The 14,157-nt window shown below is 60.9% G+C and carries 13 protein-coding genes; 6 read left to right on the forward strand and 7 right to left on the reverse strand.

Going from position 1 to position 14,157, the window contains the following annotated elements:
* Positions 1-266 precede the first annotated feature (266 nt).
* Positions 267-752 carry a transcription elongation factor GreB gene (greB, locus tag ACL2XQ_RS24065; protein ID WP_410013225.1) on the reverse strand — a complete coding sequence of 162 codons (486 nt, stop codon included), beginning with the start codon at positions 750-752 and terminating at the stop codon, positions 267-269.
* A 237-nt stretch (positions 753-989) separates the two neighbouring features.
* Here greB and ACL2XQ_RS24070 point away from each other — a divergent pair, with 237 nt between their 5' ends.
* From ACL2XQ_RS24070 to ACL2XQ_RS24095, 6 genes are all read left to right on the forward strand, one after another.
* Positions 990-3,314 (forward strand): Tex family protein, encoded by a 2,325-nt coding sequence (locus ACL2XQ_RS24070; RefSeq protein ID WP_413740545.1) that lies wholly within the window; start codon positions 990-992, stop codon positions 3,312-3,314.
* Positions 3,315-3,712: 398 nt separating this feature from the next.
* A complete protein-coding gene (gene feoA / locus ACL2XQ_RS24075; RefSeq protein WP_410013224.1) occupies positions 3,713-3,937 on the forward strand; it encodes a ferrous iron transporter A in 225 nt (74 codons plus the stop codon).
* 84 nt (positions 3,938-4,021) lie between these two features.
* Positions 4,022-6,328, forward strand: coding sequence for a Fe(2+) transporter permease subunit FeoB (gene feoB / locus ACL2XQ_RS24080; protein ID WP_413739767.1), 2,307 nt, complete (start codon positions 4,022-4,024; stop codon positions 6,326-6,328).
* A 12-nt stretch (positions 6,329-6,340) separates the two neighbouring features.
* Entirely contained in the window at positions 6,341-6,589 is a 249-nt protein-coding gene (locus ACL2XQ_RS24085; RefSeq protein WP_410013222.1) for a FeoC-like transcriptional regulator, read from the forward strand.
* 281 nt (positions 6,590-6,870) lie between these two features.
* Positions 6,871-8,556 (forward strand): alpha-amylase family glycosyl hydrolase, encoded by a 1,686-nt coding sequence (locus ACL2XQ_RS24090; protein WP_413731003.1) that lies wholly within the window; start codon positions 6,871-6,873, stop codon positions 8,554-8,556.
* A gap of 66 nt (positions 8,557-8,622) precedes the next feature.
* Complete coding sequence (locus tag ACL2XQ_RS24095) at positions 8,623-9,588, forward strand: LysR family transcriptional regulator (RefSeq protein WP_410013221.1); 966 nt, start codon at positions 8,623-8,625, stop codon at positions 9,586-9,588.
* Here the strand turns inward: ACL2XQ_RS24095 and mdcH are convergent.
* The 6 genes from mdcH to mdcC form a co-directional block, all read right to left on the reverse strand.
* A complete protein-coding gene (gene mdcH / locus ACL2XQ_RS24100; protein WP_410013220.1) occupies positions 9,554-10,483 on the reverse strand; it encodes a malonate decarboxylase subunit epsilon in 930 nt (309 codons plus the stop codon). The two genes, ACL2XQ_RS24095 and mdcH, sit on opposite strands and share 35 nt — an antisense overlap.
* Before the next feature lie 6 nt (positions 10,484-10,489).
* Entirely contained in the window at positions 10,490-11,134 is a 645-nt protein-coding gene (locus ACL2XQ_RS24105; RefSeq protein WP_413739768.1) for a malonate decarboxylase holo-ACP synthase, read from the reverse strand.
* 17 nt (positions 11,135-11,151) lie between these two features.
* Positions 11,152-12,111 (reverse strand): AEC family transporter, encoded by a 960-nt coding sequence (locus ACL2XQ_RS24110; RefSeq protein WP_410013218.1) that lies wholly within the window; start codon positions 12,109-12,111, stop codon positions 11,152-11,154.
* A gap of 114 nt (positions 12,112-12,225) precedes the next feature.
* Entirely contained in the window at positions 12,226-13,032 is an 807-nt protein-coding gene (gene mdcE / locus ACL2XQ_RS24115) for a biotin-independent malonate decarboxylase subunit gamma (protein ID WP_413739769.1), read from the reverse strand.
* A complete protein-coding gene (locus ACL2XQ_RS24120) occupies positions 13,029-13,865 on the reverse strand; it encodes a biotin-independent malonate decarboxylase subunit beta (RefSeq protein ID WP_410013216.1) in 837 nt (278 codons plus the stop codon). Before ACL2XQ_RS24120 ends, mdcE begins: the two co-directional genes overlap by 4 nt.
* A complete protein-coding gene (mdcC, locus tag ACL2XQ_RS24125) occupies positions 13,858-14,157 on the reverse strand; it encodes a malonate decarboxylase acyl carrier protein (RefSeq protein ID WP_410013215.1) in 300 nt (99 codons plus the stop codon). Before mdcC ends, ACL2XQ_RS24120 begins: the two co-directional genes overlap by 8 nt.

The raw sequence follows: 14,157 nt of genomic DNA on the forward strand, positions 1-14,157 counted from the left end.
CGTAAGCGTATTGTTCAGAAACCTGTAAGGCACTGACAGCGGTTTCAGGTGTATATTCTAAGCAAAATTGTTACAAAGCATATGGAAATACGTAGTTATCCACATATTCGGCAAAAAAACGCGCTTTATGACGATCATCGCCGGTCTTTACCGCTATTTATCCACAAATGCCGGCATGACGATATTTAAACCGACCGGGTAGGATGATTGTTCACTTTACCCCTGGCAAAGTAAACCTTAGCGGCCTTATATTTCGCATATTTCATTTATTCTCCCAACGGTTCCTGATAAGAAATTTTATTCACATACCAGGTTTTTAAACCGGTGGGCGTGGCGACCACCGCTTCATCGTCCACCGCTTTTTTGATTAAAGCCCGCGCCATGGGGGAATCAATGGAAATATAAGATTTGTGCTTGAAGATTTCATCCGGCCCGGCAATGCGGAAGCGGAGCCGCTCACCCTGATCATTTTCCACCTCCACCCAGGCGCCGAAAAATACCCGGCCTTCCTGCTGCGGCGAATAATCCACGACCCGCGCTTCTTTTAGTACCCGGCGCAAATAGCGCACCCGGCGATCGATTTCACGCAGGATCTTTTTGTTGTAATGATAATCGGCGTTTTCGCTGCGATCGCCAAGACTGGCGGCCCAGGACACCTTTTCGGTAATTTCGGGACGATAGTGCTTCCAGAGGTGATCTAACTCTTCCTGGAGTTCCCGATAGCCCTGACGGGTAATTAGATTGGTTTTCATCGTGACCGTTTAGCAAATGTGAGAAGCCGTACCCGGGAAATATACCATAGACCGCCGCCTCGCGGCGCTGCGCCGGCGCCCATCCCCGCGCCCCGGCCGCGGCTTCTTGAACAATCGCGCAATTTTCGCCGCTTACCGCGCCCGCATCCATCAGATGACTGGCATTTTGGCGGCGCAATACGTATAACTGTCCACTGCATAAGTAACCCATAACGTGATGACGAACAAAACAGAATGATGAATGATCCTTTGAATCGCCTCATTGCCGCCGAGCTGAAGGCCCGCCCGGAGCAGGTCGACGCCGCTATCCGCCTGCTGGACGAAGGCAATACCGTGCCTTTTATCTCGCGCTATCGCAAAGAGGTCACCGGCGGCCTGGACGATACCCAGCTGCGCCAGCTGGAAACCCGCCTTGGTTACCTGCGCGAGCTTGAGGACCGGCGCCAGACAATTCTGAAAGCCATAGACGATCAGGGCAAGCTGACCGAACAGCTGGCGACGGCTATCAACGGCACGCTGAGCAAAACCGAACTCGAGGATCTCTACCTGCCCTACAAGCTCAAACGCCGCACGCGCGGGCAAATCGCCCTTGAGGCCGGCCTCGAACCCCTGGCCGAGACCCTATGGCGGGATGCCAGCCGGCAGCCGGAAGACGTGGCCGCGGCGTATGTCGACGCCGAAAAAGGCGTGGCCGATGTCAAGGCGGCGCTGGACGGCGCGCGTTATATCCTGATGGAGCGTTTTGCCGAAGACGCGGCGCTGCTGGCGAAAATCCGCCATTACCTATGGAAAAACGCCCATCTCGTGGCCAGCGTGATTGCCGGCAAAGAAGAGGAAGGCGCCAAGTTCCGCGATTATTTTGCCCATCACGAGCCGCTGGCGCAGGTGCCCTCCCACCGTGCCCTGGCTATGTTCCGCGGCCGTAACGAGGGTATTTTGCAACTTTCGCTGAATGCCGATCCGCATTCGGACGAGCCGCCGCGTGAAAGCCACTGCGAGCAGATGATTATCGATCACCTGCAGGTGCACCTCAATCAGGCCCCGGGCGACGCCTGGCGCCGGGCGGTGATTAACTGGACCTGGCGCATCAAGATCCTGCTGCACCTGGAAACCGAACTGATGGGCAGCATCCGCGAAAAAGCCGAGGAAGAGGCCATCCAGGTCTTTGCCCGCAATATGCACGACCTGATGATGGCCGCGCCGGCGGGCCTGCGTCCGACCATGGGACTGGATCCGGGGCTGCGCACCGGCGTCAAGGTGGCGGTGGTGGACGCCACCGGCAAGCTGGTGGCCACCGATACCATCTATCCTCACACCGGCCAGACGGCAAAAGCCGTGGCGGCGGTGGCGGCCCTGTGCCTGAAGCATCAGGTGGAACTGGTGGCCATCGGCAACGGCACCGCGTCCCGGGAAACCGAACGCTTTTTCGCCCTGGTCAAGGAACAGTTCCCCAAGGTCACCGCGCAGAAGGTGATTGTCAGCGAGGCCGGGGCATCGGTCTATTCCGCCTCGGAGCTGGCGGCGCTGGAATTCCCCGACCTGGACGTCTCGCTGCGCGGCGCGGTGTCCATCGCCCGCCGGTTGCAGGATCCGCTGGCGGAACTGGTCAAGATCGACCCGAAATCCATCGGCGTCGGCCAGTATCAGCATGACGTCAGCCAAAGCCTGCTGGCGAAAAAGCTCGATACGGTGGTGGAGGACTGCGTGAACGCCGTCGGCGTGGATCTGAATACCGCCTCGGTGCCGCTGTTGACCCGGGTGGCGGGACTGACGCGCATGATGGCGCAGAATATCGTGAACTGGCGCGACGAAAACGGCCGTTTCCGCGATCGCAGCCAGTTGCTGAAAGTGGGCCGGCTCGGGCCGAAAGCCTTTGAACAATGCGCCGGGTTCCTGCGCATCAACCATGGCGACAATCCGCTGGACGCCTCCACCGTGCATCCGGAAAGCTATCCGGTGGTAGAGCGCATCCTCAAGGCCACCGAGCTTACCCTTGACAAGCTGCTGGGCAACGCGGGCGCGCTGCGCGGCATCGACCCGGTTCGCTTTACCGATGAGCGCGTCGGCCTGCCCACGGTGACCGATATTATCCGGGAACTGGAAAAACCGGGACGCGATCCGCGGCCGGAATTCAAGACCGCTACGTTCGCCGAGGGTGTGGAAACCCTGCAGGATTTAACCCTGGGCATGATACTGGAAGGCACCGTCACCAATGTCACCAACTTCGGCGCGTTCGTGGATATCGGCGTGCATCAGGACGGGTTGGTGCATATCTCCTCCCTATCGGCGAGCTTTGTCGAGGACCCGCATAAAGTGGTCAAGGCCGGGGATATCGTCAAGGTGAAAGTGATGGACGTGGATTTGCCGCGCAAGCGTATCGCCCTGACCATGCGCCTGGACGAGCAGCCCGGCGAAACCTCAAGCCGTCGCGACGGCGGCGGCGATAAACGGCGCGACGCGCCTGCGCGTCCGGCGGCCAAACCCCGCCCCGGCAGCCCGTCCGCCGCCGGCAACAGCGTGCTGGGCGATGCACTGGCGGCCGCGCTCGGCAAAAAACGCTGAGGTCATCACTCTCCCCGCGGTGCCGGCGCGCGAGTCAATGCCGGCGCTGATTACCGGCGTGCGGCGCAAAACATCGCGCCGCTATTAATGAAGCTCCGGTTTAACATTCTTATTTCATCACATCAACATTCATAACGTTAATCCCGCTTATAATAACGTGACCGCCAAAAAAACACTCAACAAATATATTATATTAATAATGCATTAATATTATTTTGAAATAATAATTATTATTTCAATTAATGTATTCCTGCCTGCGCGAATCTATTTACGAATAAGTTTCATTTGCCAATGCGAGCCATTGATGTTAAAACAGGGAAATAAAATCAAAAAAAGCGTTTTTTATTGGGCGCAGGCTTTATTCAAAGAGCAGTACGTGAATTGTTTAAGAAGGTTATATGCAGCTGTTACCCCACCACCATTATGAAATTATCGGCTATGCCGCAGAGATAAGCCCGGCATACCGGCAAAAGCTATTGTCGCTGGGCATGCTGCCCGGCGCCTCTTTCCAGGTCATCCGCGTGGCGCCGCTGGGCGATCCGATCCAGATAGAGACACGCCGGATGCAGCTGGCGGTGCGCAGGAAGGATCTCTCCCAGCTGAAACTGGCCGTCCAGGCCTGACCCGGCCAGCCGTCCCCTGCTCCTGACGCCGAACGCGGTTCGCCCGATATAGGGATCATTTCTGTTTATGGATATTTACAGGCTATGAAAAAGCTCAGCATTGGTTTAATCGGTAATCCGAACGCCGGCAAAACCACGTTATTTAATCAATTAACCGGCGCGCACCAGCGGGTCGGCAATTGGGCCGGCGTCACGGTTGAACGTAAAGAGGGCTTTTTTGTCAGCGCTGGCCATCAGGTGGCGGTAATTGATTTACCGGGCACTTATTCATTAACCACCCTGTCGCCGCAATCCTCGCTTGACGAGCAAATAGCCTGTCGTTTTATATTCAGCGGGGAAGCCGACGTGCTGGTGAATGTGGTCGACGCCTCCAATCTTGAACGCAACCTGTACCTGACCCTGCAGATCCTCGAGCTGGGCATTCCTTGCATCCTGGCGCTGAATATGCTGGATATCGCCGAAAACCAGCGGGTGGTCATTGATATCCCCATGCTGTCACGGCGGCTCGGTTGCCCGGTGGTGCCGCTGGTCTCCACCCGCGCCAGGGGCATCGGCGCGTTAAAACAGGCGATAACCCTGGGAGCGCGGCCGAGGGAACCGTTCCAGGCGCCCTATCCGGCGGATATCCTGCGGGCGGTGCGGCATTTACTGTCCATGCTGCCGGCCGAACTGCCCGGGGTCCAGCGCCGCTGGCTGGCGCTGCAGCTGCTGGAGGGGGATGTTTACGCCCGCGCCCGCTTCAGCGCCGCGGCCGGTCAGCTAGACCGGATGACGGCCACCCTGGCGGACGATCCGTCGCTGCTGATCGCCGATGCCCGTTATCGCGGCATCGCCGCGATCTGCACGGCGGCCAGCAACGGTCATCTGACGGCGGCAAACGCCATGACCGCCAGGCTTGACGCCGTGGTGCTTAACCGCTGGCTCGGGGTGCCCATTTTCTTTTTTGTCATGTACCTGATGTTCCTGCTGGCCATCAATGTCGGCGGCGCGCTGCAGCCGCTGTTTGACATCGGATCCGCCGCCCTGTTTGTCGACGGCGCCCAATGGCTCGGGCATACGCTGGCGTTTCCGCGCTGGCTGACGGTGTTCCTGGCCCAGGGCGTTGGCGGCGGCATTAATACGGTGCTGCCGCTGATTCCGCAAATCGGCATGATGTATCTGTTTCTCTCTTTCCTCGAGGATTCCGGCTACATGGCGCGCGCGGCGTTTGTCATGGACCGGATGATGCAAGCGCTCGGGCTGCCGGGCAAATCCTTCGTGCCGCTGATTGTCGGCTTCGGCTGCAACGTCCCCGCGGTGATGGGGGCGCGCACGCTGGATGCACACCGCGAACGCCTGATGACCATCATGATGGCGCCCTTTATGTCCTGCGGTGCCCGGCTGGCGATTTTCGCGGTGTTTGCCGCGGCGTTTTTCGGCCAGGAGGGGGCGACGGTGGTCTTTTCGCTCTATCTGCTCGGCATTGTCGTCGCGGTGCTGACCGGACTGATGCTCAAGCACACCATCATGCGTGGCGAGGCCATGCCGTTTATCATGGAGCTGCCGGTTTACCACGTGCCGCATCTCAAAAGCCTGCTGTTGCAAACCTGGCAAAAGCTCCAGGGATTTGTACTGCGCGCGGGCAAAGTGATTATCGTCGCCAGTATGTTTATCGGCGCGCTCAACAGTTTTTCGCTGCGCGGCGCGGCGGTGGATGATATTAACGACTCGGCGCTGGCGTCGGTCAGCAAAGTGCTGACGCCGCTGCTGGCGCCGATGGGCGTTCACGCGGATAACTGGCAGGCGACGGTGGGCCTGGTGACCGGCGCCATGGCCAAGGAAGTGGTGGTCGGCACGTTGAATACCCTATACACCGCCGAACATATCGCCGCCTCGCCCTTCGACCCGCAGCGTTTTGATCTGGCGGCGGAATTGACCGGTGCGCTGGCCGAAACGTGGCGCAACCTGAAAGACACCTTCAGCCTCAGCGTGCTGGCCAATCCGATTGAGGCCAGCAAAGGCGACGGCGAGATGAACGGGCGCTCCATGGGCGTGATGGCCGGAAAATTCGGCAACGCCGTTGCCGCCTACAGTTACCTGATTTTTGTGCTGCTGTATGTTCCCTGCGTGTCGGTGATGGGCGCCATCGCCCGTGAAAGCAGCCGGGGCTGGATGACGCTGTCCATCGTCTGGGGCGTTAACGTCGCTTATTCCCTGGCCACCCTGTTTTACCAGGCGGCGACATTCACCGCGCACCCGGCCTATAGCGCCCTTTGTATTGGCGTGGTCCTGCTGTTCAACATGGTGTTTATCGCAACGCTTTACCTGATGCGCCGCCGATTTGACGTTTCCCTGCCGCCGGACGGAGGATGCGCGCGCTGCGCCACGCCAACCGGCGGCGGTTGTCATTAAGGCGCGCCGCCGATGGCCGATCTGTTGCGATTACGCGATGCCCTGGCGCTCCGGGGCCAGGCCGACGCTCGCCAGTTAAGCGCGCAGCTCAATCTGTCCGCCGCCATGACGCAGGCCATGCTTGAACAACTGGTGATGATGGGCAAGGCTGAACGCCTGCGCGTCGCGGCGGGAGCCGACCTGCCTGCCGGGTGCCGGCACTGTCCCCAGGGCGGCGGTTGCCGAACGCCGGTTTACCGGCTGACGCCACGGCGGGATTAACCTTCCCGGCGCCGCCCCTCCCCCCCCGCTCCGCGCCGCAGCGTATCGGACTGCTCCGCAAATGTGTTTCCCCCTCTCCGGCGGCGCACGGACCGCCAAGACCCTAACCCGCTGTTAATCGGGTTATTTATCGACCCGTCGCGGCCAATATCGCCGGCGGGGGCGTCATAAGAAGAAATAACAGGGTTTGCGCTTTTCTTGCGAATGGCTACATTGACAACATGGCGTCAACGCCACGGTCATGCTGTTTCAGGACGTCGTCACTTTTACAAGGTGCCATGATGGAAGCCATTACCCATTTACTTGAAGAGATTTACGCCTCATCCCTGACCCAGGCGCAGCTGGACACCATCAAGAGTAAAATCAGCTTTGCCAAATCGACGCAACAGCAGCCACGCAAATTACACTGGGATGAGCAGGACGTCGTGCTGATTACCTATGCCGATCAGTTTATGGAAGCGGAACAACCCACCCTGGCGACCCTGACCACCTTTTTTGAACAGCGGCTCCAGGACACGTTTAACCTGGTGCACCTGTTGCCGTTTTATCCCTATTCGTCGGACGACGGTTTTTCGGTCATCGACTACCATCAGGTCAATCCCATCGTCGGCAGTTGGCAGCATATCAGCCGGCTGAATCAATCCACCCGGCTGATGTTCGATTTCGTCTGCAATCATATTTCCGCGCACAGCAAATGGCTGGCGGGCTACCGGGAACAGCAGACGGGGTTTGAAAACTTTTTTATCAACGTGCCGCCCGCCACTGATTTAAGCACCGTGACCCGCCCGCGCACCTCGCCGCTGTTGACGCCCTTTACCATGAAGGAGGGGGAAACCCGCTATCTGTGGACCACCTTCAGCGCCGATCAGGTTGATCTTAACTTTGCCGATCCCCACGTGCTGATAAGCATTATCGGGGTCTTGCTGCATTACCTGACGCAGGGGGCGGATTACATCCGCCTCGACGCGGTGGGCTATCTGTGGAAGGAAATCGGCACGCGCTGCATCCACCTGCCCAAGACCCATCTGCTGGTCAAGCTGATGCGCGCCATCGTTGACGAAGTGGCGCCCGGCACGGTGATCATTACCGAAACCAACGTGCCGCATAAAGATAACATCAGCTATTTCGGCAATGGGCGGGACGAGGCGCAAATGGTCTATCAGTTCCCGCTGCCGCCCCTGGTGCTGCACGCCATCCATAACGGCAGCAGCCGCGCCCTGCGCCAGTGGGCGGCAACCCTTGACACCGGCAATCCCCACATCACCTTTTTCAATTTCCTCGCCTCCCACGACGGCATCGGCATGAACCCGCTGCGCGGCATCCTGCCTGAAGTGGAAATCAACAGCCTGGTGCGCGATCTGGAATCCGAGGGGGCGCTGGTGTCCTATAAACAAAATACCGACGGCACCACCAGCCCTTATGAAATCAACGTCACCTTTCTTGATGCCCTTAACCGGCGCCAGGACACCGACGATACGCGCCTGGCGCGTTTTTTGCTGGCGCACGCCATTCTGCTGGCGTTTCCCGGCGTACCGGCGGTGTATATCCAAAGCATCCTCGGCTCGCGCAATGATTACGAGGGGGTAAAGGCCGCCGGCTACAACCGCGCGGTGAACCGGGAAAAATATCCGCTGAAGGCTATCGAAGCGGCGCTCGCGGACGAAACCTCGCTGCGCTCGCGGGTATTTCATCATCTCAGCGATGTGATCCAACGGCGCCGCGGACAGCCGGCCTTTCATCCGGATGCCGCCATGGAGGTGCTGGAATGGGATAACGCGCTGTTTGCTTTTTACCGCCGCGCCGCCCGGCAGGCCATTTTGTGCGTTTTTAACCTCAGCGCCAAAACCATGACCTGCACTTTACCGCCGGGACGCTACCGGGACGTGGTAAATTATCGGTTATTGACGGGCGATACCCCGCTGAGCCTGGCGCCGTATCAATTCTTCTGGCTGGAAACCCTCGCCTGACTCCACGCGACCGGTTTCGGGGCCGCCCGTGCCGAACATTTTTCCCGTCGGGATGGGACCCCTGTTATGATCGATAACGATATCACTTTCCGTAAGCTTGAGATTTTCCTGGCATTTATGGATAAGCGCAACATCAGCCGCACCGCCGATCTGCTGGGGCTCAGCACCGTCAGCGTCCATCGCGCCCTGCATACCCTGGAAGAAGGCGTACGCTGCCCGCTGTTTATCCACCAGGGACGTAATCTTTCACCGCTGCCGGCCGCCGAGACCCTGGCCGAGTATGCCCGCGAGGTCTCGGACCTGATGCGCAAGGGCATTGAGGAAACCCGCAAATGCGGCGGTATCGGCCAGGGCCGGCTGAAACTGGGCACCATGTACTCCCTGACTCTCGATACCATCCCGCGGCTGATTATGGGCTTAAAACTGCGGCGCCCGGAGCTGGAGCTGGAACTGCTGATGGGATCCAATCAGGATCTGCTGGTGAAGCTTGAGGATCAGCAGTTGGACGCTATCCTGATTTCCATCAGCGATACGCAGATCGACCCCGCCCGCTTCGAGACCCTGCCGCTGTTTATTGATGACATTTACCTCGCCGCGCCGGCCTCGTCCCGGCTGTATGCCACGGGACCGGCGGATCTGCGCGATTTCAAACACGAAAAATTTGTTTCGCTCACCGAAGGATTCGCCACGTATCATGGTTTCCAGGAAGCGTTCCATATCGCCGGATTCGAGCCGCAGATCGTTACCCGGGTCAATGATATTTTCTCGATGATCAACCTGGTGCAGGCGGGAGTGGGTTATACCCTGCTGCCGGGCCGCATGAAGCGTATTTATGAACATTCGGTGCGCCTGATGACGCTGTCCGCCCCGTATCAAATGCGCCAGACCATCGCCCTGGTATTTGCCCGCAGCCGCGAGCATGACCCCGATATGCTGGCGTTGGTGGCGGAAGGCCGCATGTACGCGCGCGATCACGGCGACATCGGCGGCGGGCCGCTTAACGCCGCGTCAACCGCCCGGCCAGCGCCGTAATCAGCGACAGCGGATTCTGGCTGAAGGCAATGGCCTCGCCCTGCGCCATCACGCGCTTGGTCAGGCCGGTGAGTACCGCGCCCGGCGGCATTTCCACCGCCAGGCGCACGTCGCGCTCATAGGCGCTGATCATGGCGTCGCGCCAGTGCACCGGCCGCGCCATATTCAGCGCCAGATCCTCGGCGATGCGGTCCGGCTGCCATAAAACGCGGCCGGTGCTGCCGCTCAGGTACCCGATGTCCGGACGCCTGAGCGCGACCCCGGCCATGGCGGCGGCCAGTCGACGCGCCGGTTCGCTGAGTAATTCGCAGTGCGACGGCACGCTGACCGCCAGGCGCTGGGTGCGCCCCGCGCCCTGTTCACGGCACAGCGCGCAGGTTTGCGCCATCGCCGCCTCGCTGCCCGCGATGACAAACTGATCCTCGGCGTTAAGATTGGCCAGGTATACCGGATTATCCGGCCGATGCACCCGGGCGATAATACGCTCAAGCTGCGGCTGGAGCAGGCCGCTGATGGCCGACAGGCCGTAGCCGTCAGGATAGGCCTGCTCCATCAGCTCGCCGCGCAGGGCCACCAGCCGCAGCCCCGCCTCGAACTCCAGCGCCCCGGCGATGACCGCCGCCGGAAAGGCGCCGATGGATAATCCGCTGGTATAATCCACCTGTACGCCGGCGCGCAGGATTTGCCGGGCATAGACCACCCCCGCGATAAACAGGCATATCTGTACGGCGCGCGTGGCGCGCAGCGCGTCGCCGCTATCGAGATCAAGCACCGGCTCGCCCAGGATGGCCGACGCGCGGTCCAGCAGGCGGCGGGTGTCGCCATCGTCGGGTAGCTGGTGCAACATGCCGGGGACCTGCGGCCCCTGGCCGGGAAAGGTCAGTAACATTTTCATAGGGCATTATGTTCCAGTAGGGTGCGCATGGTCGCTATCCCAGGGATTGTCCGTCAGGATGGGACCGCGCGCGGTCTTTACCATCACCCTGCCGCCGCGCAGCCATTCCGTCAGCGCGCAGCCGCCCTGCGGCGTTTCCAACTGAATATCGGTCCGGCAGGGCAACGACGGCAACAGGTTCAGCAATGGGGTAAAGTCCCCGGGCGCCGCCGGATGCGGGCAACGAATCAGCAAATCCAGATCGCTGTCCGGCCGGCTGACCGGTAAACCGGTGGCCAGCATATAACCGCAGCTGCCGGTGACGCCCCACGGCCACGGCCAGTGCTTCGCCGCCAGCAGGCGCAGCGCGCGCATTACCGGCAAGGCCTGGGCATCGGGGGGGGCGGCGGATAATAACCGCGCGATCAGCATCTCGGGGGTCACGACATGGGTAACGGCGTCCGCCGGCACCCAGGCCGCGGCGCGCTGCGAGCGCAACGCCCCGCGCAGGCCGACCGGCACCCGTTCCCCGCTGGGATCGCTGTCGCGCCGCACGACCAGCGGCAGCGCCGCCAGCCCCGGCGCCGCCGCCCAGGCGGGCGCGGCCTGGCGCCAGATAAGCCGCTGCGGATTATCAATCCATAACAGATCGTGCGGCCGGGGCATTGGCATGGTCTTGCTCCTGCCGGCTACAGGCCGGCGGTCAGTGAGATAAACAGCGGCAGGGTCAGGATACAGAGCACGGAGCTTATCAATAAGGTCGCCTCGGCATCCGGCGACTGCACGCCGAAACGGTTGCCGAACACGATGCCAAAAAAGCCCGCCGACAGCGCCACCATCAGCACCGCGGTAATCGCCACCGTGCCGGTGATGCCGAACAGGTACAGCAGTCCCCAGGTAATAAACGGCTGCACCAGGTTTTTCGTTACGCACGAGAGCAGCACCGGCGCGTTAATCTTCAACTGGCGCGCGGAGAGGATCACCCCGGTCAAAAACAGCGCCGAAGCGGTGGCGGCCAGGCCGAGGGGCTTGATCGACGCCAGCACGATATCCGGCATTTTGATCCCAATGGCCGAGAGCAACACCCCCAGCAGCGGTCCCCAGACGATGGGTTTGGTCACCGAGCGCCACATCAGCACCGGCAGCAGCATCAGCGTGGATTTTTGGTTTTCACCGCCGGCGCGCGCCTTTTCACGTTCCAGGATCAGCAGGCAGAACGGCGTCATCAGTACCGAACCGCAGGCGATGGAGACCGCCACCGATAAAGAGGTTCCCGGGGTTTCACCCAGCACGCTACCTAAAATCGGCAGGCCCAGGGCGGCATAGTTCGGCAAGGCCACCGTCAGGGTTAACACCGCGGCGTCCTGGGGGGATTTCTTAAAGCCCAGGGTGCAGATAAAATACAGCGCGGCATACGCAATCCACATGGACAGCACCAGCAGCAGGATCAACGGCGACTGCGAGATAATGCCGTGCCAGGACGTTTGTACCGTGGCGCTGAACAGGGCGGCGGGCAGCGCGAAGTCCATAACAAAAACGTTAAGCAATGAAACGTTGGAGTTCACCACCATTTTCGCCTTGCCGGCATAATAGCCCAGCAGCATAATCACAAAGATTGGCGCCAGGGCATGAATAATAATATAGGTCATATAACCGCCTGAAATTAAGCAAAAAAATAAATGGCCAGCACCGGCGCGATGTGTTTTTTATGGTACGTTCCCCGCCGGGGGGACGGCAGATGTGTTACCGGTGCTGGTTCGTGGCTACCATTCCTGGCGCATGCGTTCCCTGATAAGCACAGAGCTGCGCCGGTTTTCCGCGCCCAGCCGGTTGGCCAGGCCGGTGCCCTGCTTCAGCGCCTGGTCAATGGCCTGTGAGAGCGCGGCGCGCACCCGGGCCAGATCGTCATCGCCGGCCCGATCGGGATCGCGGATATCCATCAGCTGCGCCAGCAGGCCGAGCGTGGCGTAATTGTTGATGTCGTAGGCCATCGGCGGAATGGTCTTGGCCAGTTTTTCCAGCGCGTCCACCGAGCGCAGGGTAATGCGCGCGGCGGATTCTTTGCCCATGGCATGGACCATCACCGCCGGGTCGTTAAAGGCGATCAGCGCATTGGCCTGATACCCGTGGGCCAGGAACGCGCCGGACATGGCTTTACCGACAATCAGCGCAATCACCGGGTGACCGGCCAGACGCGCCTGGGCATAGGCCGCGGCGGCCCCCGCCAGCGCCTGGTGGATGCCAAAGGCTTCCTCGCGGCGGCCGTAGGCCTGGCTCGGCACATCCACCACCGCCACGATGGCGCGTTTAACCGCGTTATTCCGATCCTGTGCTATGGCCTCCGCCACCACTTCCCCCAGCGTCCAGCCCTCCAGTAGACCCACTTCGCCGCGCGCCGCGCGCGGATAATGATTGCCGGCATCCGGCACCACGGCGACGTAGCGCACCGGCCGATCGTTAAGGGTGCCGTCGGCGACTTTTACCGAGGCGCATTGGCCCTGGCGTTGGTGCGCGCCGTCGGTCAGCAGGGAGAACCAATAATCTCCCCGGCTCAGATAGGTGCTGTTCATAGGCGATCCTCCCGGGTAAACAGCGCCAGTACCTGCTGCTTATCCACTTGTTTACGGGTATCGAATTGATTGAGGCGATCCAGGTAGGCGCGGTAGTCGTCGGTACGCAGCCGGGCGGGCACGCCCTGGCGCAGGAAGGCCAGCGCGGCCTGCTTCACGTCCGCCACGGAATCCGCCACCAGCGCGTCGACAAACCCGGACTGGTAACGCGTTTCGCCGCCGGTGAGGCTCCAGATAAACGGCCGATCGCGGGAATCGTATTCCTCGATGCCCGCCTCCTGCTCAATCACCTGCGGGCCGTTCAGCCCCAGGCGCGCTTCGCGGGTGACGATCAGCCGGCTGCACAGCGCGGCGGCAATGGACATGCCGCCGAAGCAGCCTACGGTGCCCGCCACGATACCGATAACCGGCGTATAGCGCCGCAAATCGACAATCGCGGCATGGATATCGGCGATGGCGGCCAGGCCCAGGTTGGCCTCCTGCAAGCGCACCCCGCCGGTTTCCAGCATCAGCACCGCCTGGGTGGGAATGCCGTTGCGGTTGTCTTCCGCCGCCAGCTCCAGGGCCGCGGCCATTTTAGCGCCGGACACCTCGCCCATGCTGCCGCCCTGGAAAGCGCCCTCGATGGCGACCGCCACGGCGGGCTTGCCCTCGATGGTTCCACGGGCCACCACCATGCCATCGTCCGCCTGCGGGACAATGCCCTGCGGTTCAAGCCACGGCGAGGTGATGTGCTCATAAGGGCCCAGCAGTTCGCGGAAACTGCCTTCGTCAAGCATGGCGCGGGCGCGCTGCCGGGCGCCCAATTCAATAAAACTGGTGCGTTCAGACATGGCTGGCCTCCTCGAAAACCTGTTCGATCCTAAGACGGGCCACGCCCGGCGTGGCGCCAAAATCATTGATATCCAGGCGTCCGCCCGGCAAGGCGCGCGCGTTGCCGACCCGTTCGAACAGATGTTGCCAGCGCTGTCCGCCGCCCTCCACCGACGAGGTAATAATCACGCGCAGCGACCGGCCCGGGGCCGGTTGGTATATCGCCTCCAGATCGCCGGAGCCCACCACGCCGGCCAAGGCCTTGGCGGGCAAGGCGTCGCCGGCGGGAAAATGCAGTTCGATTCGTTCCAT

The sequence above is a fragment of the Sodalis sp. RH14 genome (assembly GCF_047324285.1).
Classification (GTDB): domain Bacteria; phylum Pseudomonadota; class Gammaproteobacteria; order Enterobacterales; family Enterobacteriaceae; genus Acerihabitans.

Bases quoted from the DNA above. Each gene is read 5' to 3' on its own strand.
- mdcC (WP_410013215.1), bottom strand. From the start codon at position 14,157: ATGGAACGAATCGAACTGCATTTTCCCGCCGGCGACGCCTTGCCCGCC.
- greB (WP_410013225.1), bottom strand. From the start codon at position 752: ATGAAAACCAATCTAATTACCCGTCAGGGCTATCGGGAACTCCAGGAA.
- feoB (WP_413739767.1), top strand. From the start codon at position 4,022: ATGAAAAAGCTCAGCATTGGTTTAATCGGTAATCCGAACGCCGGCAAA.
- mdcE (WP_413739769.1), bottom strand. From the start codon at position 13,032: ATGAACAGCACCTATCTGAGCCGGGGAGATTATTGGTTCTCCCTGCTG.
- ACL2XQ_RS24095 (WP_410013221.1), top strand. From the start codon at position 8,623: ATGATCGATAACGATATCACTTTCCGTAAGCTTGAGATTTTCCTGGCA.
- ACL2XQ_RS24090 (WP_413731003.1), top strand. From the start codon at position 6,871: ATGGAAGCCATTACCCATTTACTTGAAGAGATTTACGCCTCATCCCTG.
- mdcH (WP_410013220.1), bottom strand. From the start codon at position 10,483: ATGAAAATGTTACTGACCTTTCCCGGCCAGGGGCCGCAGGTCCCCGGC.
- feoA (WP_410013224.1), top strand. From the start codon at position 3,713: ATGCAGCTGTTACCCCACCACCATTATGAAATTATCGGCTATGCCGCA.
- ACL2XQ_RS24085 (WP_410013222.1), top strand. From the start codon at position 6,341: ATGGCCGATCTGTTGCGATTACGCGATGCCCTGGCGCTCCGGGGCCAG.
- ACL2XQ_RS24110 (WP_410013218.1), bottom strand. From the start codon at position 12,111: ATGACCTATATTATTATTCATGCCCTGGCGCCAATCTTTGTGATTATG.
- ACL2XQ_RS24105 (WP_413739768.1), bottom strand. From the start codon at position 11,134: ATGCCAATGCCCCGGCCGCACGATCTGTTATGGATTGATAATCCGCAG.
- ACL2XQ_RS24120 (WP_410013216.1), bottom strand. From the start codon at position 13,865: ATGTCTGAACGCACCAGTTTTATTGAATTGGGCGCCCGGCAGCGCGCC.
- ACL2XQ_RS24070 (WP_413740545.1), top strand. From the start codon at position 990: ATGAATGATCCTTTGAATCGCCTCATTGCCGCCGAGCTGAAGGCCCGC.